The 19,051-nt window shown below is 61.2% G+C and carries 22 protein-coding genes, 1 tRNA gene and 1 pseudogene; 7 read left to right on the plus strand and 17 right to left on the minus strand.

Annotation, left to right across the window (positions count from 1 at the left end; genetic code table 11):
• Nucleotides 1-62 precede the first annotated feature (62 nt).
• The 11 genes from GGQ98_RS16960 to GGQ98_RS17010 form a co-directional block, all read right to left on the minus strand.
• Nucleotides 63-1,022, minus strand: a complete 960-nt coding sequence (locus GGQ98_RS16960) for a hypothetical protein (RefSeq protein ID WP_184071663.1) — start codon at nucleotides 1,020-1,022, stop codon at nucleotides 63-65.
• A complete protein-coding gene (locus tag GGQ98_RS16965) occupies nucleotides 1,019-1,627 on the minus strand; it encodes a hypothetical protein (protein ID WP_184071665.1) in 609 nt (202 codons plus the stop codon). The genes GGQ98_RS16960 and GGQ98_RS16965 overlap by 4 nt, the downstream gene beginning before the upstream one ends.
• A complete protein-coding gene (locus GGQ98_RS16970) occupies nucleotides 1,627-2,109 on the minus strand; it encodes a hypothetical protein (protein WP_184071667.1) in 483 nt (160 codons plus the stop codon). The genes GGQ98_RS16965 and GGQ98_RS16970 overlap by 1 nt, the downstream gene beginning before the upstream one ends.
• Nucleotides 2,109-2,669, minus strand: coding sequence for a hypothetical protein (locus tag GGQ98_RS16975; RefSeq protein ID WP_184071669.1), 561 nt, complete (start codon nucleotides 2,667-2,669; stop codon nucleotides 2,109-2,111). The genes GGQ98_RS16970 and GGQ98_RS16975 overlap by 1 nt, the downstream gene beginning before the upstream one ends.
• Nucleotides 2,666-3,367, minus strand: coding sequence for a hypothetical protein (locus GGQ98_RS16980; RefSeq protein ID WP_184071671.1), 702 nt, complete (start codon nucleotides 3,365-3,367; stop codon nucleotides 2,666-2,668). Before GGQ98_RS16980 ends, GGQ98_RS16975 begins: the two co-directional genes overlap by 4 nt.
• A 348-nt stretch (nucleotides 3,368-3,715) precedes the next feature.
• Complete coding sequence (locus GGQ98_RS16985; protein WP_184071673.1) at nucleotides 3,716-4,963, minus strand: AAA family ATPase; 1,248 nt, start codon at nucleotides 4,961-4,963, stop codon at nucleotides 3,716-3,718.
• Nucleotides 4,956-5,261, minus strand: a complete 306-nt coding sequence (locus GGQ98_RS16990) for a hypothetical protein (RefSeq protein WP_184071675.1) — start codon at nucleotides 5,259-5,261, stop codon at nucleotides 4,956-4,958. Before GGQ98_RS16990 ends, GGQ98_RS16985 begins: the two co-directional genes overlap by 8 nt.
• A complete protein-coding gene (locus GGQ98_RS16995) occupies nucleotides 5,258-5,470 on the minus strand; it encodes a hypothetical protein (RefSeq protein ID WP_184071677.1) in 213 nt (70 codons plus the stop codon). The genes GGQ98_RS16990 and GGQ98_RS16995 overlap by 4 nt, the downstream gene beginning before the upstream one ends.
• A gap of 165 nt (nucleotides 5,471-5,635) precedes the next feature.
• A complete protein-coding gene (locus GGQ98_RS17000; RefSeq protein WP_184071679.1) occupies nucleotides 5,636-5,827 on the minus strand; it encodes a helix-turn-helix transcriptional regulator in 192 nt (63 codons plus the stop codon).
• Between the two features lie 74 nt (nucleotides 5,828-5,901).
• Entirely contained in the window at nucleotides 5,902-6,435 is a 534-nt protein-coding gene (locus tag GGQ98_RS17005) for a hypothetical protein (RefSeq protein WP_184071681.1), read from the minus strand.
• Entirely contained in the window at nucleotides 6,432-7,676 is a 1,245-nt protein-coding gene (locus tag GGQ98_RS17010; protein ID WP_184071683.1) for a tyrosine-type recombinase/integrase, read from the minus strand. Before GGQ98_RS17010 ends, GGQ98_RS17005 begins: the two co-directional genes overlap by 4 nt.
• 272 nt (nucleotides 7,677-7,948) lie before the next feature.
• On the opposite strand from GGQ98_RS17010, the gene GGQ98_RS17015 reads away from it, so the two are divergent.
• From GGQ98_RS17015 to GGQ98_RS17030, 4 genes are all read left to right on the plus strand, one after another.
• Nucleotides 7,949-9,007, plus strand: a complete 1,059-nt coding sequence (locus GGQ98_RS17015) for a phosphatase PAP2 family protein (RefSeq protein WP_184071685.1) — start codon at nucleotides 7,949-7,951, stop codon at nucleotides 9,005-9,007.
• A gap of 98 nt (nucleotides 9,008-9,105) precedes the next feature.
• On the plus strand, nucleotides 9,106-10,098 hold the full coding sequence (locus GGQ98_RS17020; RefSeq protein WP_184071687.1) for a glycosyltransferase family 2 protein: 993 nt from the start codon (nucleotides 9,106-9,108) through the stop codon (nucleotides 10,096-10,098).
• Nucleotides 10,091-10,822: a class I SAM-dependent methyltransferase gene (locus GGQ98_RS17025; protein WP_341534250.1), complete on the plus strand. Its 732-nt coding sequence runs from the start codon at nucleotides 10,091-10,093 to the stop codon at nucleotides 10,820-10,822. Before GGQ98_RS17020 ends, GGQ98_RS17025 begins: the two co-directional genes overlap by 8 nt.
• Nucleotides 10,819-12,783, plus strand: a complete 1,965-nt coding sequence (locus GGQ98_RS17030) for a GtrA family protein (RefSeq protein WP_184071689.1) — start codon at nucleotides 10,819-10,821, stop codon at nucleotides 12,781-12,783. Before GGQ98_RS17025 ends, GGQ98_RS17030 begins: the two co-directional genes overlap by 4 nt.
• Here GGQ98_RS17030 and GGQ98_RS17035 read toward each other — a convergent pair.
• From GGQ98_RS17035 to GGQ98_RS17050, 4 genes are all read right to left on the minus strand, one after another.
• Nucleotides 12,718-13,116 (minus strand): DUF3775 domain-containing protein, encoded by a 399-nt coding sequence (locus GGQ98_RS17035; protein ID WP_184071691.1) that lies wholly within the window; start codon nucleotides 13,114-13,116, stop codon nucleotides 12,718-12,720. The two genes, GGQ98_RS17030 and GGQ98_RS17035, sit on opposite strands and share 66 nt — an antisense overlap.
• 93 nt (nucleotides 13,117-13,209) lie before the next feature.
• Nucleotides 13,210-14,145, minus strand: coding sequence for an NAD(P)H-dependent flavin oxidoreductase (locus GGQ98_RS17040; RefSeq protein ID WP_424141373.1), 936 nt, complete (start codon nucleotides 14,143-14,145; stop codon nucleotides 13,210-13,212).
• A 19-nt stretch (nucleotides 14,146-14,164) separates the two neighbouring features.
• A complete protein-coding gene (locus GGQ98_RS17045; RefSeq protein WP_184071695.1) occupies nucleotides 14,165-15,397 on the minus strand; it encodes an NAD(P)/FAD-dependent oxidoreductase in 1,233 nt (410 codons plus the stop codon).
• Complete coding sequence (locus tag GGQ98_RS17050) at nucleotides 15,394-16,323, minus strand: isoaspartyl peptidase/L-asparaginase family protein (RefSeq protein ID WP_207791463.1); 930 nt, start codon at nucleotides 16,321-16,323, stop codon at nucleotides 15,394-15,396. Before GGQ98_RS17050 ends, GGQ98_RS17045 begins: the two co-directional genes overlap by 4 nt.
• Nucleotides 16,324-16,689: 366 nt before the next feature.
• Between GGQ98_RS17050 and GGQ98_RS17055 the strand changes: the two genes are divergently transcribed.
• A tRNA-Met gene (locus GGQ98_RS17055) sits at nucleotides 16,690-16,766 on the plus strand.
• Between the two features lie 43 nt (nucleotides 16,767-16,809).
• Nucleotides 16,810-17,109, plus strand: a complete 300-nt coding sequence (locus tag GGQ98_RS18540) for a hypothetical protein (RefSeq protein ID WP_243451981.1) — start codon at nucleotides 16,810-16,812, stop codon at nucleotides 17,107-17,109.
• Nucleotides 17,110-17,307: 198 nt separating this feature from the next.
• Here GGQ98_RS18540 and GGQ98_RS18985 read toward each other — a convergent pair.
• Both GGQ98_RS18985 and GGQ98_RS17070 read right to left on the minus strand, forming a co-directional pair.
• Nucleotides 17,308-18,387 (minus strand): annotated as a pseudogene (locus tag GGQ98_RS18985) (recombinase family protein); the annotation flags it as partial.
• Nucleotides 18,384-18,515, minus strand: a complete 132-nt coding sequence (locus tag GGQ98_RS17070) for an Arc family DNA-binding protein (RefSeq protein WP_184071697.1) — start codon at nucleotides 18,513-18,515, stop codon at nucleotides 18,384-18,386. The gene GGQ98_RS17070 and the pseudogene GGQ98_RS18985, both read right to left, overlap by 4 nt.
• A gap of 107 nt (nucleotides 18,516-18,622) precedes the next feature.
• On the opposite strand from GGQ98_RS17070, the gene GGQ98_RS17075 reads away from it, so the two are divergent.
• Entirely contained in the window at nucleotides 18,623-18,937 is a 315-nt protein-coding gene (locus tag GGQ98_RS17075; protein WP_184071699.1) for an Arc family DNA-binding protein, read from the plus strand.
• Nucleotides 18,938-19,051: the final 114 nt, after the last annotated feature.

Genomic DNA, 19,051 nt, shown 5'->3' on the forward strand with positions numbered 1-19,051 from the left:
AAAACCAGGCCGCTGCCTAAACCATCGAAATGAGGGGTCCCTATTGGACGCCGATCACCCCGCTAACGGGGTCCCTTTTGCACGCCGGTCCACACGCCAACCATTTCCTTCGCGACGAACTCGCCAAGAAAACGGCCCATCTTCACCTTGCCAAGCGACTTGACGATGAACTCCATCGGCAGCTTTTCGGTCGCGCCCTCGATCGTGCCTTGCGAAATGCCGTAAGCCAGAGCGCGGGACATGGGCAGGCCAGCGTCTCGGGCTTCGCCGTAGGACGTGCTCCCGGTCGATGCGCTCATGATCGCAAGGCCCGTTGCAGGGCTTCCAGTGGCAACACTGGCACCGATCGCGGTGACAGTAGATGGAAGGCTCCGCACGCCGGACCAGATCGCGCCCTCAATGAAGCTGTCGGACTGAGGCATGACTTCGGCCGCCCGCCTCTGAAACCCCTCCCGTTCCGCCGCCGCGGCTTTCTTGCCCTCCCGGTCGTACCGATAGAGCTTTTGTGCAAGAGCGGGTGACGCCGCTTCGGCATAAGCGTCTATGAGCGCCGTGACCGGCGAGAACGCGACGTCCGACACATCGCCGACGACCCGGCGCATTTCAGCGCCCGCATTCGCCGCGTCGTAGTATGCGGCCCCAAGCGTGCCCTTGAACTTCTTCAGCCCCCGCTCGATCGCACTCAGACTCTCGACGTCGTCGTGCGCGATCCTGGCCTTGTCCACGTCACCCAGCAACGCGATGACAGCCGGAGATTCATCCGCCATCCGGTCGTAGTCATAGGCCTCAGACCGGGCGCGGGCCGACACAACATCGGGATAAGACCGTGCCGACGGTATCGGCACACCTGTCGCACGCGCCGCACGCTGCAAATCAGCCTCATAGTCAGGCTTGCTCGATACCGCGAAGTGCATCGATTCCCGCGCGCGCTGCGCAGGTGACAGCATAGGCATGAGGTTGCCGCGCGCCATGTCATCGATAACGCTGTTCAGATCAGTGTCGAAGGAATCGCCCGTTCTCATGCCGCCAGCTTCCGATAGATCGCGACCGCTGCAGGCGTGGACAGACTCTCCAGCCAGCCGAGAAAGCGGGCGTCGTTCGACTCGTCGAACCTGTCCATGATGCGGTAGAGCCGGGCACGGACGAGGCCCATATTGTGCCGGAAGTTCTGCCCCCACTCGTGCGCGAGGATCGCGCCCGCTGGCGTCCGGGCGAAACTCCGCGCCGACGTCTCAGGCACGTCCTCCGCGCTCGGCTTCGATGTCAGCAGCTCGGCCAGCGCTGCGGCCGTGATGTCGTCGGGCAGGGCCTCGAAACTGCGTTCAAACTGGGCATAGTCCGCCGCGGGCATGTTGATCGCGACGTCGGCGGCACTCCTCGCCAAATTCATATAAGTGCTGTAGCCATCGGCCGTTCCGTGTTCGGAGACGTATTCACTTACCGATGCGATGGCGATGCGCGGGCCGGTCTCCTCACCCCCGGCAACAGGACCGGCGACAGCCTGCCGCTGTGTCACCAGATCGCGATAGCGCGCCTGCTTCTCCTCATCCCGCCAATACGCGCGGGTCGTCATCTCGCCTTGAATCGCGTTGATCTCGGACAGGATGGTCGGCAGATTCCCGCTCATCATGCAGCCTTTCGCGGCTGGGATTTCTGCCATTCCAGAACAGCGGCGGCTTCCGACTGCAGGCCCTTGATGACCGGCGCGCCGTCGGAGATGCGGACGACGCACCAACCCATCCCCGCGCGCCATTCGCTGCGGTGCGTGTCGCCAAGCGGGCTGGATGCGGCCGAGATGGGCTTGCGGCTGTAGATCTTGCGGACGCTTACCTCGCAGCCGGCGGCGCGCACGGCCTCGATGCAGCATTCCATCTCCCAGGACTCGTCATCAGCGAGTACAAGCACGATGTCGTGCCGCTGCAGGTATTTCTGCACGCCCGTCCAGAACTCCATATAGCGCGCGTCTTCCTGCGTGGCTTCCGGCGGCGCCTTCATCCAGAACGTGCGGCGGAATTGCCCCGCTTCGAGCGGTGCTTGCGGCGCGATACGCGGACGCTTTCCGGCAGAGGGCAGGGGTTCGGTCGTGGTCTTTTCGGCAAGAGCGGCCATCAGTTCAGTTCCTGTTCCAGAATGGCCGCGAAGGCCGGTTCAACATACTTTTCGAAAGGGGTGATCCATGGCCGTGGCTCACGCGGCGCGCTGATCCAGTCGAGGATGCCGTAGCGGCTGAACTCGATTGCGTTCAGTTCCGATGCCAGCAGCCGCGAATAGGTGTCCCGGATGTCGTTCACGTCGAGAACGCAGGGGCGCGTGTTGAACACCATCGCCTGCTTGCGCAGCACACCCGCCGCTGCCTCGATATCGGCCAGCGCCTTGACGAGCGCCCGGGCGGACTTCTCCGCGCGCTTCACGGCGTCGGCATAGAGGGGCAGGGTTTCACGGATATCGCGCCGCACGGCGTTCTGATGGGCTGCCAGCGCCTCAGCCTGTGCCATACGCTCCCGGCGCACGGTTTCAGTCTCTGCGGCGTCTATGGCGTCGATCTCGGCACGCTTGGCGGCAATGGGGGCGGGGTCGAAGGTCTTGCCGTCGAGCAAGGCGGCGCCCTGCGCGGCTTCCAGATCGGCAAGGGCGAGGGTCGCCTGCATACGGCGTTCATCAAGGTTCATCGGGGCCTCTGTGTGATGATGTTGGGACGTGAGCCGCCGACGCCGATCGCGCGGTTGCTGGCACGGTTGATGTGAGCGTCGAACTCACGCTGGGCGAGTTCATCGGGCGTCGGTTCGTAAACGTAGCTTGGCGCCGCAGGAGGGATGACCTGCGCGGGTTTGAGGTTCCCCCCATCCACATTACGGATAGTGGACTTTTCATCAGCCTCCCGCGCGAACGGGGCAAAGTGCCATGTTGGCATGGGCTCGCCGTCATGCTTTGCAGCCTCTCTGGCGGCCAGAGTGAGCCCAAAGGCCAGAGCGCGGCGCGCTTCGATGCCGACGGGGTCGGTCGCTATCGGTCGCGGGCCTGCCGACGCCTCTTTCGCTTCCGCGATCATGTTGAGGATGCGGCGGGAAACCTCAATCTTGGAAACGTCTTTCGTTTCGACAGGGGCGCCGTCCGGGCCGCTGATCTCGGTCGGAGATATGGGTTTGCCGTATGCGCGGTTCAGGTACTCAGTGACGGCGGCAAGCTGCGTGCGCTCGTCCTTGGCCTTCTCCGCAAGCGTCTCCAGAAGGCGCAGCATCTTTGGCCCCTTGCGTAAGGCGATCTCTTTCACCTCGCGCGAAACGCGATTCCGGGAACCCTTGGGGCGGCCGGCTTTTCCCGCCTTCGGCGACGAGTTGTTAGATTGATCTTGGATTGTTTGATCCATTCTCGCTGAATACCACGAAAAATAGCCAATAATCAATACATTAGCGCTGATTAAAAATCAGTAGGTAAAGTTGGGAAGCGCTGGGAACGGGCGCGAAATGCCGGATGATATTCGAAAATATTTTATGAGGCTGACCGGATGTCCGTGCGACTTTCCGGCATGTTTTCCCACGTGGCGTAAGGTCGAGTGATGCAACCCGGAGGCAGCAATTTGCTCCACCTTGAAACCCCGAAGTGGAGCGCTGCTCCACCACCACCGCACCACTACCCCAGGGGGGTGTAGTGGAGCAGTGTTTCGCGTGCGGTTTGCGACACCTTGCTCCGCTCCACCTTGTAACGTGGAGCACCATCATTCGGACCTCTGTGACAGACTATCAACCAGCGTGCCGACGCGAACGAATTTTCGCACCCTTCGGCTGTCGTCCTTGTCCTCAACCTCGCGGAGCACGTCCGACTTGATCCAGCCTTTGACGAGTTCCTTCACCCGCTGCTTTTCGGCGGGGCTTTCGATGTCAGCGCCGATCGCGTCCGCCACGGCGATGCCGACCCATTCAGCTGATTGGACATTGGCCCGCCATTGCCCGCCTGCGACCCGTGACTGCACGGCGCGCAGCGTATGGTGATCGATACCCTCGAACGCATCGGGCGGGGTCCACGGCACGGCTACGGCCACGCTGTCGCCACCTTCGATACCACCGTTGCCCAGATGCACGCCGACGGCACGAATCCAGTCTGCCTTGGCGGGCGGCGCGCGGTTCAGCTTGTCATTGAGGACGTTGACGTAAAGGCGGCGGTCGGCGTCGTCGGTGATCCCGAAACGCTCGCCTTCCTCTTTTGACATGCGGTTGAACACCAGCACGGTGCGCGCGGTATTGATGAGCGCGACGGCGCCGCGTCCGGCCTCTGCAGTCACTGCCTGGCCCGCGAGCTTCCGGGTATGGTGGACAAGAACAATCGCGCAGCCGCATTCGGTCGCCAGCTTCGCCCACCGCTTCGAAACCGCATCGATTTTCGTGTTGTCGTTTTCGCTGACCTGATGCGAGGACACGAATGGATCGACGATTAGAACGTCGATGTCCCGGCGCTTCAGCTCTGCTCCGAGTGCTTCATAGACCGGCTCGATGATCTTGAAGCCGTCAGCGTTTTCCGTCGCCGTGCAAAGCCCTTGGCCGGTCAAACCGCTATCGACGAACAGGCGGTCGCCGCAGGTGTCGCGGCCGACGCCGTAATGGATCGCGCCGGCCATGAACATGCGGTCCAGCTCGTCCATCGGATCTTCGAGATTCCAGAACCACACGCGCTGGGGACCATCCCACACGCTTTTTCCGAGCAGCGCGCGGCCCGTGACAAGCGAAAGCGCCGTCGTCACCATGTACGTCGATTTGAGGCTCCCGCCGCCCGCTATGACGCCCGTAATCGTCCCGCGAAGCAGTTCACGGCCAAGCACCCACGGACGCAGGGGAATGGTCGCCGGATCAGGCCAGCCGAACGGCGTGGCGGTGATTTCAATCGCGACAGATTGACGTGATTGAAAATCGTCAAAATCCGGCATCGGCGGCGCCCCGCTATCGAGATAGTCGTCGATCTCGTCACGCATCGGGCGCGCCTTCCAGCGTGCGGATATTGGACGCCGCCATGATGATCGAACGCGACGTGTCGGCAGCGAGCAAAAGGTGATCCAGACCAACCCGGGCGAAGGCATACCCGCTCGCCAGCTCGTTCGCGCAGGCATAGAGCCGCAGACGCAAATCGCTGTTGTGCGCCCAGCGGCCGATTTCGTCTGCGGAGATGTTCCGGCCGGCGAGAAGCCGCAGCCGCAGCGCACGTTCGTCGGGATCAATGCAAGCAGGCATGATCGCGGACAAGGTGGCTTCGAGGTGGGCCCGGTTGCTCATGGGCGCACCTCGACAAGAAGGTCACCGCGCCGCCGGCTTGCGATCACCGCCGCGATTTTGGCACCCTCCAGCGTCTCGGCACGCGCCTCCAGCCCATACGACCCGCCCGCCGGCTCTTCGTGGTCAATCAGCCAGCCGTCGCCAGTACCGTCGCGATGAACAAGTATCCGGCCACGGTCGCGGGTCGGGAAGGGGACAAGCTCACCCATGCCGCACCCCCAGACCCGCCAGCCACGCAACGGACATGCGCCGATCGATCTCGGCAATTATAGACAGCGGTGCGGTATTATGGTACGCAGGATCAACCCTGCAGCCTCCAAGCGTAGGACCAGCGCCGCCCCCGCCCGGGCGGCGTTTCTGTGTTCGCTGCATCGCTATGCCGCCTCCCGCGCTGCCATGCGGTCGGCGATCCACCGATCAACCTCAGTCTCGATCCAGCCGACAACGCGGCCGTTGGGGCTGATGGTAACACGCTTGGGAAACAGGTTGTCGCGTTCAAGGTTGCGAATCTGACGCTCGCAAAGCCCGACCTTCGACTCAACCTCTGGCTTTCTCAGTAGTCTCATTGGAAGCACCTCGTCGTTTCAGGTGCATTCCAAATGTCACGGCGCCCCGTTGTAAGTAAAAGCGTAGGGGAAACTTACAATTTTGTCCGGGCGAGGTTTACCAGAGTGCGCAGTGCCGCTTCAGCGGATATCTCATCAGCACTGCCGGCTTTTTCTATCAATAACTGATATGTTCCCAACACCCCCGGATCCGCATGTCGATGGCTCGAAATTTCGCGATGCCAAGTATCGATATTGGTCGGGGAGATGGCAATACCAGCAGATTTAAGCCGTCCTGAAACGAGGGAGGCGGCCTCCCGCTTCGTCCGCCCCGATTTTTGAATGATTGTCATCGTGGCAGCCGCACAAGCCTTGAACTGGTCGTCAGCGACATGCGATCGATTGCCTCGTTTGCTGTGAACAGCAAGAAGGGGGTTGGGCTTTCCCCGTTTGTGATCTTCCAACGCTGCGAGAAGCCCGAACAATGGGCGAAGCTCGGAATAGGACGCGCCGCAGTCCAGCAAGAACGAATAGGCAGCATCGAGGGCGGATATTGCGCCCGGCAATCCCTCAAGTTCCGTCGCCGTTGTCAACTTCGCGCGGACATCGCCAATAGATTCTGCGTTCACGCCGCGCCCCTCGCCATCGGGACGACGTTGCCCTTCGGCGGGTTGAGGATCAGCGTCACCAGTCCGGCGAGCTTGTGCAGGGCCTCGGCTTTCTCAGCCTCGTATGGGTGGCGATCGTACACGCCTTCGACGCCGTGGATGACGTGGCCAAGCACGCGCTCGGAGATATCCGGACGAACGCCCGCCCGGCTCATCAGGGACTTGGCGGTCCTGCGCAGATCGTGGATGACCCACGGCTCCAGCGCCTTGCCGCCGTTGGCCTTCGCTATCGCCGCGTCGAGCGCAACCTTGTCCTTGGAAAAGCCGTTGAACGCCTTGTCCTTGGAGACGGCGAACACGTAGGGGTTGCCCTTCACTTCCTTGCAGGACTTAAGCACGGCCACGGCGAGCGGGGGCAGGGTGATCTCCCCGGCGTTCGCCTTCTCGCGAGCTTCGGACGGGATGGTCCACCGGCCCGTCTCCATGTCGACGTCCTCGCGGCGCATGAGGCGCACCTTGTCGCGGCGCTGCGCTGACAGCAGGCATGTCTTGACGATCGCGCCGAACACCCCGGCCTCGCCCGCCGCCTTCCATACAAGGCGAATCTCATCATCGGACAACATGCGCTTGCGCTTGCGTTCGGAGGGCTTTGTGCGGCGCATCCCGCGAATGATCGGCGACGTGTAATCATCGTCCCGGCCTGCGTACCACGTCATCAGCTTGGAGAGGGTGGCGAGCAGATGGTCGGCCATCGAAGCGCCGCTGTCGCGCTCCACCTCGTCGAGCATCTGCGCGATGTCCCGGCGCTTGATGTCCACGAACACGCGCTTTTCCCATCGCGGCCACAGGTGCGTTTTGAACTGGCGTTCGATCTCGTAAGCCGAACGCAGTGGCCGCTCCTTGTTCTTCACGTACAGCGCGAGGAAGTCGTCCGATACCTTGCGGAACGTCTCGGGGGGCGCGACAGGCGTTTCAGGGGGCAGGGGGGTGGCTTCCCCCGCCTTGATGCGCGGCACGGCTATGCGGGCACGCTCGCGGGCCTGATCGATCGATATCTCGCCGGGCTTGCCGATCTCCTTCCACACCTGCTTGCCGGACGGCGCCCGCGCGACGACGGTGTAGGTCTTGGCGCCCCGCGGCGTGACGAGAACGGCAAGGCCCGTCGTCGCCGGATCGAACACGACAAGGCGCTTTTTCGGGTTCGGAATGTCCGTGGTCGCCGTTTTCTCGAACGGCTTAAGCAGGCTTCTCGGCGCGGGCATGTTTTGGCCTTCCGTCTAACATTCGTCTAAACAGCGGGCTTCCCGTAGTGTTAGATTGCTTCCCGTTGTTTCCATATGAATGCGCGGAAATCAGCCAATCGTCAACCAGATATTTCCTGATATATTCCGCTATATCCCGCTATCGGTTGAGACTTTTAATCAGTAGGTCGCTGGTTCGAATCCAGCAGGGCTCACCAAAACACCCGTTCCATCTATCGTTAATGACTTCCCGCTACTGCTCTGGCTAACCGCAAGGTAGCGAGTGGGTGCCGATGTACGCTGTTCTTCGAAGGCCGTTTTCGATCGCGCGCGAGGAGTGGGTCTGGCTTGCGCCGCTGGTTCTCATGGTCGCCGGAATTTACGGCGTTTCAGAACTGGTCGCCCGGTGGAACGAGGCTTCGACCGCCTCGCTTGTGATAGATTACATGGACAAGGCGCTGCGCGCGATCCCGCTCGTGGTGTCGCTTGGGCTTCTCTATCACCTCATTCGCGCGCTGCTTTCGGGTGAGGCGGCGCCGCTCTCCAGCATGGTGCTTTCCGCGCGGGCGCAGCTTCAGGATACGAGCCTGCTCGTCTCGCGGGTCGTGCCGCTTGCGCTGATGCCGGTGCTGTTCGCGGCGATGGGCATGTTGAAAATGCAGATCCCGCAGATCATGCCGTTCTATCTCGACGACACGTTCGCCGCGCTCGACAAGGCGCTGTTCCTGGGGCGGCAACCCTGGGAGCTTACCCACGCGCTTTTCGGGTCCGCTGACGCCACGCTGGTGATTGACCGGCTTTATACGCTGTGGGTTTTCGGGCTGTCGGTTGCGATCGGCTATTTCGCGCTCATCGCCCCGCGCGCGGAACGGGCGCGTTTCTTTCTGAATTTCACGGCCATCTGGATCGTGCTCGGCGTGCTCGGCGCCTATATCGGAAGTTCCGCAGGGCCGTGTTTTCTGGCGCCGATGGCTTCAGCATCCGCGCCTGAGTTCGCCGGCCTGATGGAAAGGCTTGCATCGATCGATGCGACGCTGAAGGCTGGCGGCGGCATGGGCCTTGGCGCGCTGCACTGGCAGACCATGCTGTGGACCGCGCACGAAACCGACACGATCGGCTTCTCGATGGGCATTTCCGCAATGCCCTCGCTCCACAACGCGATCGCGTTTCTTTATGTGCTGTTGGCGTTCCGGATCGGCCGCACGGCGGGCACCATCGCGGCGCTCTTCGCACTCACGACGTTCATCGGCTCGATCCACCTCGGCTGGCATTATGCGGTGGACGGGCTGGTGGCCTTTGCCGGTGTGTATGCGGTGTGGTGGGGGGTGGAGCGGTATTTGCGGGCGGTATGACTACAGCCGGGCCGACCCTGCGCGCGCCGAACAGACTTAGCCCCAAATTAACTATTCTGGTGTTTGAATACCTTTAACTATTCAATCAAGGCTACTGTATGCGCAACGTAAAGACCAAAAGGATTTCTTTGGTCGTTCCTGTCCTGAACGAGCAGGAAACAATCGGTTTGTTCCTTGAACGCGTGCTTCCGGTCGTGGAAGCGGCAAGCGAACACATTTCCGAGCCGTTGACGGTGGAAGTGGTTTTCGTTGACGATGGCAGTCGGGACGAAACTGCGGCAATCATTTCTGCCTTTGCGCGGCGAGACGCGCGCGTGAAGCTCGTCAGCCTGTCCAGGAATTTTGGAAAGGAAGCCGCGCTTTCCGCAGGACTGAAATATGCGACGGGCGATGCTGTTATTCCGATGGATGTCGATTTGCAGGATCCACCTGAAGTCGTTCCGGAAATGATCTCGAAATGGGTAGCCGGAGCAAAGGTTGTTGAAGGCGTACGCATAGACCGTTCGTCGGATACATTTCTGAAGCGGCTTACTGCCGGACGCTTCTACGATCTCTTCAATAGGCTTGCGGATCATCCGATTCCGGCAAATGTCGGTGATTTCCGATTGATGGACCGCGAGGTCGTGGATGTTCTCCTGACCTTGGGAGAACGGACGCGTTTCAACAAATCACTTTTCTCGTGGGTCGGGTTCAGTCGTGACGAGGTTGCTTTTGTGCGTGAGCCGCGCGCGATGGGAGCCAGCAAATGGCGATATTGGAAGCTCTGGAACTTTGCGCTGGACGGTATCATATCGTCATCGACGGCACCCCTCAGGGTCTGGACTTACATCGGCACTTTGCTCGGTTCACTCGCGATAGCCTACGCAGGATTCATTCTTGGTGCGAAGCTGCTCGGCAACGTGGATGTGCCGGGCTACGCGTCTCTGATGGTCGCTGTGCTGCTTCTCGGCGCGTTGAATCTCATTTCACTGGGTATTCTGGGTGAGTATATCGGGCGCATATCCACCGAAGTTCGCGGTAGGCCTCTTTACATTGTCGAGCGCACGTTCGGCATAGACGCATCGGATTTGCCGAGAGTATCTCGTGGATAGAGCCGTCTACACGCGGATGGCCGAGCATGAATCCAAACATTGGTGGTTCGTGGGTCGGAGACATATTTTAAGGCGTTTGCTGGCGCGGAACCTCCACGGTAAGGCGCACGTACCGCTTATGCTCGATGCGGGCTCTGGCACAGGTGGAAATTTGCCCCTGCTAGCCGAATTCGGCAATGTGCACGCGTTTGAATATGATGCGGGCGCAAGACAAAGTGCTCGCGAAAAATGGGCGGGGGATGTCCTGTTCGGAGAAATGCCCGACCGCATTCCATTCGAGAACAAATGCTTTGATTTGATCACGATGTTTGACGTCCTCGAACACGTGGAACGCGATAGTGATTCTCTGCGCGCGCTGTCTCAGCGACTTGCCGCCGGTGGACGAATATTGCTGACAGTGCCCGCCATGCCTTGGCTCTGGTCCCGTCATGACGAGTTGCACCACCATCAGCGTCGGTACACACCCGCTTCCCTGCGTGAAGCTGCGGAGAGGGCCGGGTTGGAGGTTGTCGAGCTTGCGTACTTCAATACCCTTTTATTCCCGTTAGCTGTCGTTCAGCGCATTGCGGAGCGGGTTCTTCATAGACATGTCGAAACCGATGTGATGCCTCATCCTGCCGTCAATGCAGCCTTAGCCGGCGTGTTCGGGCTGGAACGGTGGATAGTCGGCAATGTGTCTTTGCCGTTTGGCCTTTCGCTCTACGCTTCGCTGCGGAAATCATGACTGCGCTTGTGGCGCAGGCGGGCCGTTTTGGTGTTGTGGGGTTAGCCACGACGGCTCTCCATCTTTGTGCGGCCTATCTGGCCAGCAGCATTGGCGGTTTTGCACCTGGATCGGCCAACACCGTTGGGTTCGCATGCGCGGTCACGTTCGCCTACCTTGGTCACTTCAGTTGGACATTCAGCAGGCGGGCGGAACATTCGGAAGCGCTCGGCAGATTTGCCGTCGCAAGTCTTTTTGGTTTCGCCACATCCTCCCTCATTGTGTTTGTTGTCACGCACATGCTGCAGTGGTCGATGCTTGCGGCGCTGGTGCTGGTTGGTATCGCTGTGCCGTGCCTCAACTTCGTTGCATTCAAATTTTGGGTGTTTCGCTCACCACGTGACCTCGATGGACGATCTATGTTTGCGGCTTGCGTCGCTTGGGGGTTTGCTGCGGCGGTGCTGTTTGCTCTCTATTTTTGGGGACGGCCTTTCAACCATGATACGAGTTGGTATCTGGTGGCTACGGAGAAGTTTCTGAATGGAGCCCGCCTTTATGTCGATGTGATTGAGATCAATCCGCCGCTTGCGTTCTACGTAACCGCTCCACCGATCATCGTGTCTGAGTTGTTCGGAGGCGGAAGCACTTCTGCGTTTCTACTCTACGTTACGACGCTGCTCTTCATATCTCTTGCCTGGTCGGGGCGTATCGTCGCGGCAAGCGAGGGTTTAGTGCATGCCGAACGCATTGTTCTTTTTGGGGGTGTGATTTTATCGCTGATCCTGCTGCCGATTCCGTTCGTCGGTCAACGCGAGCACCTGATGCTCGTTTTTTCGCTGCCATATTTCCTGGCACTTTGCCTGGATCCTTCGGGTTCCAATAGAAAGCCTATGGAATCTTTTGCGCTCGGCGCATTTGCGTTCTTTGGCTTGGCCATGAAGCCCTATTTCCTGTTCGCGCCACTGCTTGTTTCAGCGGTTGCGGCCTTGCAGAATAAAACGCTGAGAGTAATAATTTCAATTGAAAACATAACTATTGCACTTCTGTGCGGATTATATTTCCTATTCATAGTTGTGTTTCACAAAGAGTATATCGATCACATTGTTCCAATGGCGACAGAGGTTTATCACGCCTACGGATATGAATTTTTTCTGGTTTTTACAAAGCCTCACTTTCTTGTGTTTCCGGTCGTTCTATATTTGATAATCCTTCAGACTGGCCGGTTAAGAGATTCTTACGCTCTGAGGCTTTTCGCTGTAGCTACCGGATTTTGCGCTGCTTATCTGGTTCAGTTCAAGGGCTGGCCATCGCACGCATACCCCATGAACGTGTTCCTGTTACTCACACTCTGCGCAATGATTGCACGAGGTTTTGGCCGGAAAATCTCTGCGCTGGCAGCAGTTTTGGCAGCTGCCGTGATGCTTTTACCACCTGTCCTCGAAGGCCCTTACAAATCGCGGCTCCTTCGTCCGTTCCTCGCCGCTTACCCGGTACCCGGAGTTGCACCCTCTGTACTGGTGCTATCATCAAATCTTTGGGCGAGCTTCCCTTTTGTAAACCTGACGGGCGCAACCTGGGCGAGCCGCTTCCCTGCGCAATGGCTTGTTCCGGGCGCCGTTGGATTGCTTGCTGAGCCGCACTGTCGAGCCGATCCCCAATCGTGCAGCAAGGTAAAGCAAATCTTGAATTATTCGCGCCAGGCAACGGTAGACGATCTGATCGCTTTCAAGCCCGGCCACGTCTTTGTCGATGAGCGGAAACGAAAATCATACTTCGTTGGTGAAAAGTTCAACTACCTCGATTATCTCTCGGACGATCCTCGCTTTGCATCCCTTTGGAAGAGCTATCGCAAGGTGGCTTTCGTTCAGGGTTACGCGCTTTGGGTTCGCGTGGACGATCCTGGAGCGCTAGGCGCACTACCCAACCGTCCCCACCCGGTCGCAGTTCAGCCCGAACGCCGCCAGTCCGGTTTCCAGGAGTGAGGCGAGCATCGGCGTGCGCATCAGGGCTTCGGGGATGTCGGAGACTTCTTCGTTGACGACGGCGAGGGCGTCTTCCCATTCGGCGGCGTCATAGTCGCCTGCGCCCACCAGCATCAGCGTGTATAGCTCGGCCTGCTCGTCCTCGTTCAGATCTTCCATCATGCTGCGAAGCTCTTCCTCGACAGTGTTCGAGGAATCCTCCAGAACGCCCACGGCCCTGTCGTCGGCCATGCTGGAGCTGTCGTCGGGGTCGACTGCGGGAACCTGGGCGTCGTATTCGCGCGCCCTCAGCACGATCCGGCATACGTCTTCGAGTGAAATCGTGAGTTCCATGGGCGCTTCCGATCCTCAGCCTGATGTCGTCATGTCGTGCCCGCACGCCGTGCCGCAGGTGCGCGGCGCGTCATCGGGCGTGATCTAAACGGCTCAGGCGGCGCAGAGTTTCGCTTTCGCGGCATCGTATTCACGTTTCAGGCGCGCGACAAGCTGGGCGGCGGGCAGCACGGCCTTCACCGCGCCGATGCCCTGGCCGCAGCCCCAGATGTCTTTCCACGCCTTCGCGCCGGTGTTGCCGCCGCTGCCGAAATCCATCTTCGACGGGTCGCTGGTCGGCAGGTTCGCGGGATCGAGGCCGGCGTTCACGATGGACGGGGCGAGGTAGTTGCCGTGCACGCCGGTGAAGAGGTTCGAATAGACGATGTCCGACGCGCGGCTGTCGACGATCATCTGCTTGTAGCGTTCATCGGCGCGCGCTTCGGCGGTGGCGATGAAGGCGGAGCCGATATAGCCGAAATCCGCGCCCATCGCTTCGGCCGCGAGCACGGCAGCGCCGGTCGCGATCGCGCCGGAGAGCGCGATCGGCCCGTCGAACCATTCGCGGATGTCCTGAACGAGCGCAAAGGGGGAAAGCGTGCCGGCATGGCCGCCGGCGCCCGCCGCGACAGGGATCAGGCCGTCCGCGCCCTTTTCGATCGCCTTTTTCGCGTGGGCATTGGTGATGACGTCGTGGAAGACGAGGCCGCCGTAGCTGTGGATCGCGGCGTTCACGTCCTCGCGCGCGCCGAGCGATGTGATGATGAGCGGCACCTTGTATTTCACGCAGAGCGCGAGGTCGTCCATCAGCCGGTCGCTCGACTTGTGGACGATGAGATTGACCGCGTAGGGCGCGTCGTTCTCCGTTAGTTCGGCGGTGAGGCGTTGCAGCCATTCCTCGAACTGCGGCAGGGGGCGAGCGTTCAGCGACGGGAAGCTGCCGACGATACCCGCGCGGCACTGCGCGATGACGAGATCGGGGTTCGAGATGATGAACAGCGGCGAGCCGATCACCGGGATCGAAAGCCGTCCGCGAAACAGCGCTGGCATGGTCAAGGCGAAAATCCCCCTATGATGCGGCCAGAAGCTCCTTCAGCGGAGTGCCGGCGTCGGCGAGGCGGGCCGGATCGATGACCGCCGCTTTTTCGACGAGTGCGCGCCCCTGAATGAAGTCCTTCGCCGCACTGATGCAATCGAGCGCGATCACCCGGCCACCCTTCAAATAGATAAGGCTGAAGCTGCGCGCGGTCGGTTCACCGCGCAGAACGGTGGCGTCGTGGCCTGTCGAGAGGCCTACGGTCTGGAGACGCAGATCATACTGGTTGGACCAGAACCACGGCGTCGCCGTGTAGGGCTGCGGATCGCCGAGAATGGCGGCGACGGCGGTTTTGGCATGATCGACCGCGTTCTGCACGGATTCGAGCCGGATACGGGCGCCCTCGGCAAAGCGGTTCTCGTGACACGCACAGTCCCCGATCGCATAGATGTGGGGCAGGGTGGTGCGGCAGAAGGCGTCGACATCGACACCGTTGCCGCCGCTCGCGCCGGCGTCGAGGAGCGGCTCGACGGAGGGGATAAGGCCGATACCCACGATGACGGCAGCGGCGGGCAGGCGCTCACCGCCCGCGAGGCGCACCGCCGTGACGCGGCCGGCATCCGTTTCCAGCGCCTCGATGGCGGCGGAGAGGCGAAGATCGACCCCGTGCGCGCGGTGCTCCTCCTCGTAGAAGCGGGACACGGGTTCCCCGGCGACGCGCGCCAGCACGCGCGGCAGCGCTTCGAGCAGCGTCACCTTGTGGCCCTGCTTGACGAGAACGGCAGCGGCTTCCAGCCCGATGTAGCCGCCGCCGATGATGACGACCGGCCCGCCGCCTTCAAGGTCGGAGCGGAGCGCATCGACATCGGCGATGGTGCGGATCATGTGGACGTTGTGGCTGTCTGCGCCGGGCATGGGCAGGGGGCGGGGACTGCCGCCCGCCGCCCAGATGAGGTCGCCGTAGCCGAGGTGCTCGCCCGCATCGGTGGTGACGGTGCGTGCTTCGGGGTTCACCGCGACGACGCGGGTGCCGAGGTTAAGCGTCACGCTCTTGTCGGCCCAGAACGCTTCGGGGCGGAGCAGCAGGCGGGCAGCTTCCTTTTCGCCGGCGAGATAGTCCTTGGAGAGCGGCGGGCGCTCGTAGGGCGGAAGGGCTTCGGCGCCCACCATCGTGATGCTGCCGGTGAAATTCGCCATTCGCAGGCTGATGGCGGCCTGGGCGGCGGCCTGGCCCGCGCCCACGATCAGAACGTCGCTGCTGCTCATTCTTCATCCCCATAAATATGAACGGCGAAGTCTCCGCCGGATGTGGCGCGCCCGCGATACATGCCGGGCGTGTTGAACGAAAAGGCCGAAGTGCCGTCCGGCGCGACCGCGATGACGCCGCCGGCGCCGCCGAGCGCCTTCACCTCGTCTTGTACCGCGTCCGTCGCCGTCTGCGCGTCTTCCTTGCCGAAGCGCATTCGCGCGCAGATTTCGTGGGCGACACCGATGCGGATGTAAAATTCGCCTGATCCCGTCGCGGAAACCGCGCAGCCGCGATTGTCCGCATAGGTGCCCGCGCCGATGACGGGCGAATCGCCGACGCGGCCCCAGCGTTTGCCGGTGAGTCCGCCGGTGGAGGTGGCGGCGGCGAGGTTGCCGTGCATGTCCTTCGCGGCCGCACCGACCGTACCGTACTTCATGTCCGCGTCGAACACCGCGCCGGTTTTCGTGTTTTCCTTCATCGTTTGAAGCTGCTGCCAGCGCTCTTCGGTACGGAAGTACGAGGGATCGACCTGATCGAGGCCGCGTTCCCGCGCGAAACGGTCCGCGCCGGGGGCCTGCAGCATCACGTGCGGGCTCTTTTCCATAACGGCGCGCGCGGCGCTTATCGGATTGCGGGTTCGGGTGAGGCCCGTGACAGCGCCCGCCGCGCGGTTTCGCCCATCCATGATGGCGGCGTCAAGCTCGTTGACGCCCTCGTAGGTGAACACCGCGCCGCGACCCGCGTTGAAGCCGGGATTGTCCTCCAGCACCTTCACGGCGGCCTCGACCGCATCGAGCGCCGCGCCGCCCGAAGCCAGCACGGCCTTGCCTGCTTCAAGCGCCGCAGCCAGCCCCGCGCGCTGCGCGGCATCGCGCTCCGGTGTCATCGTCCCGCGCGCCATCGCACCGGCGCCGCCATGAATAACGAGCGTCCAGTTCTGCATGGCGAAGGCCCCACTCGAAAGAAAAACGGCGGCGAAGGTTGCTGCAATGCCAAGCGAACGTCGCATCATGGCCCAGTTCCCCCCAACCGATGGCGCAGGGCTTACCCAGTGCGGGGAACGAGCGCAACAGGCCGCGTTCAGGAAGCCGGGAATGCGTTTTCAAACCGTGCGAGCGCCGCATCCAGGAGGCGCTGGTCGGTCCTTTCGGCGCGGGGACATCTCTGCGCGCGCACGGTATCCCGCCAGACGCATGGTAGCGCATAATCCTTTCGAATTGAACCTCGGGCAGACCGGCGCCGAGGGACGATTGACCGCCGCCGCCGCCGCGCCTATATGACCCGCGCTTTCCGGCCGAAACGGCCCTGGGGCGGAGTAGCTCAGTTGGTTAGAGCAGCGGAATCATAATCCGCGTGTCGGGGGTTCAAGTCCCTCCTCCGCTACCATCGCGACAGCCCCCAAAGGTTGTTGCCCCCCTTTCACCGTGAAATGATCCAGCTTTGTGGTGATTTCGGCGCACATGCGTCCGTCCTTGTCGCGGGACAGGGTGACGGACGCCACGACTTCCCGGACAAGCTGATGCAGGTCGCCCCTATCGCGCAGGTTTTGCAGGGTCAGTTCCAGCTTGGCCTTGGCGGAATGCAGATAATCCCGCGACGTGGCGAGGCTCTTTGCGAACGCTGCCACGGCGGTCGGATGGATCACGATGTTGGATGCAGGCGGTTGCTTGTCCAGATCGGCTTTCAGCCGGTCGCGCTCGACGCCCAGTTCCTTGCTGGCAGCGTCTAGGGCCTGCTCATCACCAAGGCCCTTAATCATCATGGTGGTGATGCGCTCCAGTTCCTTGCCGATGGCCTTCAGGCGCGTTTCGGCCTTCGCGCGGCGGGCAATGTCCTTCGCGGCCTCCTTGTGCCGTCCCTCCAGCCATGCCCTCGCGTAACGGTTCACCTGTGCCTCGGTGGCCAGTTCATCGGCCAGCGTGTCGATTACAAGGGCCTCCACATCGCCAAGGTAGAAGGTCTGCGGGTTGGGACAGGCTCCCGAATTGGTGTGAGCCGAACAGCGAACGCGCCTTCGCCCGCTCTTGTCGTTGCCCGCAACGGCCATGCCGGAACCGCAAGCCGCGCACTTGATAAGGCCGGATAGCAAGAGTTTGGGGCGGTTTTGCGCGCCCACGTTCTTGCCCGTGCCTGCCATCGACCGGGCCTCTAGCTGGGCCTGCACGGCATCAAAAAGAGCGGGAGGCACAATTTCCAGTTCGGGAGCGTCGGCAGAAATCCGTTCGCTTTTGGGCTTGGGCCGGGATATGCGCTTGCCGGTGTCGGGGTCTTTCAGCATCGTGACTTTACCCCACACGATTATACCCTTGTAGATTGGGTTGCGAAGCATCCCCGTGCCCCGACTGGCGAAGCCGTAGAGCGCGGACGGTGCCCACAGCTTGCCGCGTGGTGCGTCGATGCCTTCGGCGTTCAACTCCCGGCAGATCGCCTTCGGGGATTTGCCATCGTGATATTCTTGGAAGATGCGAAGGACGATTTCCGCTTGCTCTGGCACGATCATGGGAACGCCCCGATTGGCGGGGTCGGGGGTGTAGCCATAGGCACGTCCCCCAGCCGTCTTGCCCCTCTCAATTAACCCTTCCATGCCGCGCTTAACCTTCTTGGCGTTGGCCTCGCGGAACTCTTGGGCAACCATCGCTTTCAATCCCATCATGGCGGTGCTGACTTCGCCGCCGTCATGCACTGCAAGGATTTTGACGCCGCGATGCGTGAGGCGCTTATAGATATGTGCCATGTCTTCCATGTCGCGAGAGATGCGGTCCTGCGCCTCGGCAATGACAGCATCGCACTTTCCAGAATAGGCAACGGCCAACAGGTCTTGCAGCCCGTCCCGCCCCCTGATTGACGCGCCGGACTTCGCGGCGTCGTGATACTCGCCCATGACTTTGTAGCCCTCCCGCTTGGCGTAGGCGCGGCAAAGAGCAAGCTGGTCATCAACCGACTTTTCGTTTTGCAGGTCCGTTGAATAGCGAGCGTAGAGGATGGCGCGGCGGGGTTCGGACATCATGCGCCCCCTTGCTGGCTGGTAAGGGCGCGCTCCAGAATGGCCACAAGTTCGCCGTTCATCTTACGGTGATTGGCGGCGGCACGTTCCTTGAGCATGACTTTCAGATCGGCGGGCAGGCGCAGCTTCATGTCACAGAGGTTCATCCAGTTAGCTCCTTGTGGGGTAATAAACACCCCAATACGGGTATGATTGGATGGGGTTGCTGTCAACCCCTTCGTGGGGGTAATGCTACCCCATGGAAAAGACGCCCCCGGATATGAAGGTTCGCCTGTCTGCTGATTTACGGCGCAAGATCGTGGATGCCGCTCAAGAGAATAATCGGACGCTAAACAGCGAAATCGTGTTTCGGCTGGAGGCGAGCTTCAGGGATGGTGCGGGGCAGTCTGCTACGGCGGTAGATCAGGCTAGCGAACTGGAGGCGTTGCGCACACAGGTGCGGGCACTGGAAAGCCGTATCCCTGCCGATCTCATTGTGCGGCTGAGCAAGTTGGATGCTCTTCTTAATGAACTAGATGGTAAGGTTGTCGTTACGGTCGACAAAGCCGATTAAGATCACGTTGGGGGGGTAATGTGTGGACCGGCGTGCAAAAGGGACCCCGTTAGCGGGGTGATCGGCGTCCAATAGGGACCCCTCATTTCGATGGTTTAGGCAGCGGCCTGGTTT

The sequence above is a fragment of the Sphingosinicella soli genome (assembly GCF_014199685.1).
Lineage (GTDB): Bacteria > Pseudomonadota > Alphaproteobacteria > Sphingomonadales > Sphingomonadaceae > Sphingosinicella > Sphingosinicella soli.

What these genes read in the sequence shown, in the direction of transcription:
- GGQ98_RS17020 (WP_184071687.1), top strand. Translation starts at nt 9,106, where the DNA reads ATGCGCAACGTAAAGACCAAAAGGATTTCTTTGGTCGTTCCTGTCCTG.
- GGQ98_RS17000 (WP_184071679.1), bottom strand. Translation starts at nt 5,827, where the DNA reads ATGAGACTACTGAGAAAGCCAGAGGTTGAGTCGAAGGTCGGGCTTTGC.
- GGQ98_RS16970 (WP_184071667.1), bottom strand. Translation starts at nt 2,109, where the DNA reads ATGGCCGCTCTTGCCGAAAAGACCACGACCGAACCCCTGCCCTCTGCC.
- GGQ98_RS16980 (WP_184071671.1), bottom strand. Translation starts at nt 3,367, where the DNA reads ATGGATCAAACAATCCAAGATCAATCTAACAACTCGTCGCCGAAGGCG.
- GGQ98_RS17045 (WP_184071695.1), bottom strand. Translation starts at nt 15,397, where the DNA reads ATGAGCAGCAGCGACGTTCTGATCGTGGGCGCGGGCCAGGCCGCCGCC.
- GGQ98_RS16985 (WP_184071673.1), bottom strand. Translation starts at nt 4,963, where the DNA reads ATGCGTGACGAGATCGACGACTATCTCGATAGCGGGGCGCCGCCGATG.
- GGQ98_RS17015 (WP_184071685.1), top strand. Translation starts at nt 7,949, where the DNA reads ATGTACGCTGTTCTTCGAAGGCCGTTTTCGATCGCGCGCGAGGAGTGG.
- GGQ98_RS16975 (WP_184071669.1), bottom strand. Translation starts at nt 2,669, where the DNA reads ATGAACCTTGATGAACGCCGTATGCAGGCGACCCTCGCCCTTGCCGAT.
- GGQ98_RS18540 (WP_243451981.1), top strand. Translation starts at nt 16,810, where the DNA reads ATGATCCAGCTTTGTGGTGATTTCGGCGCACATGCGTCCGTCCTTGTC.
- GGQ98_RS16960 (WP_184071663.1), bottom strand. Translation starts at nt 1,022, where the DNA reads ATGAGAACGGGCGATTCCTTCGACACTGATCTGAACAGCGTTATCGAT.
- GGQ98_RS17035 (WP_184071691.1), bottom strand. Translation starts at nt 13,116, where the DNA reads ATGGAACTCACGATTTCACTCGAAGACGTATGCCGGATCGTGCTGAGG.
- GGQ98_RS17030 (WP_184071689.1), top strand. Translation starts at nt 10,819, where the DNA reads ATGACTGCGCTTGTGGCGCAGGCGGGCCGTTTTGGTGTTGTGGGGTTA.
- GGQ98_RS17050 (WP_207791463.1), bottom strand. Translation starts at nt 16,323, where the DNA reads ATGCAGAACTGGACGCTCGTTATTCATGGCGGCGCCGGTGCGATGGCG.
- GGQ98_RS17010 (WP_184071683.1), bottom strand. Translation starts at nt 7,676, where the DNA reads ATGCCCGCGCCGAGAAGCCTGCTTAAGCCGTTCGAGAAAACGGCGACC.
- GGQ98_RS17070 (WP_184071697.1), bottom strand. Translation starts at nt 18,515, where the DNA reads ATGAAGCTGCGCCTGCCCGCCGATCTGAAAGTCATGCTCAAGGAACGT.
- GGQ98_RS16995 (WP_184071677.1), bottom strand. Translation starts at nt 5,470, where the DNA reads ATGGGTGAGCTTGTCCCCTTCCCGACCCGCGACCGTGGCCGGATACTT.
- GGQ98_RS17075 (WP_184071699.1), top strand. Translation starts at nt 18,623, where the DNA reads ATGGAAAAGACGCCCCCGGATATGAAGGTTCGCCTGTCTGCTGATTTA.
- GGQ98_RS16990 (WP_184071675.1), bottom strand. Translation starts at nt 5,261, where the DNA reads ATGAGCAACCGGGCCCACCTCGAAGCCACCTTGTCCGCGATCATGCCT.
- GGQ98_RS16965 (WP_184071665.1), bottom strand. Translation starts at nt 1,627, where the DNA reads ATGAGCGGGAATCTGCCGACCATCCTGTCCGAGATCAACGCGATTCAA.
- GGQ98_RS17040 (WP_424141373.1), bottom strand. Translation starts at nt 14,145, where the DNA reads ATGCCAGCGCTGTTTCGCGGACGGCTTTCGATCCCGGTGATCGGCTCG.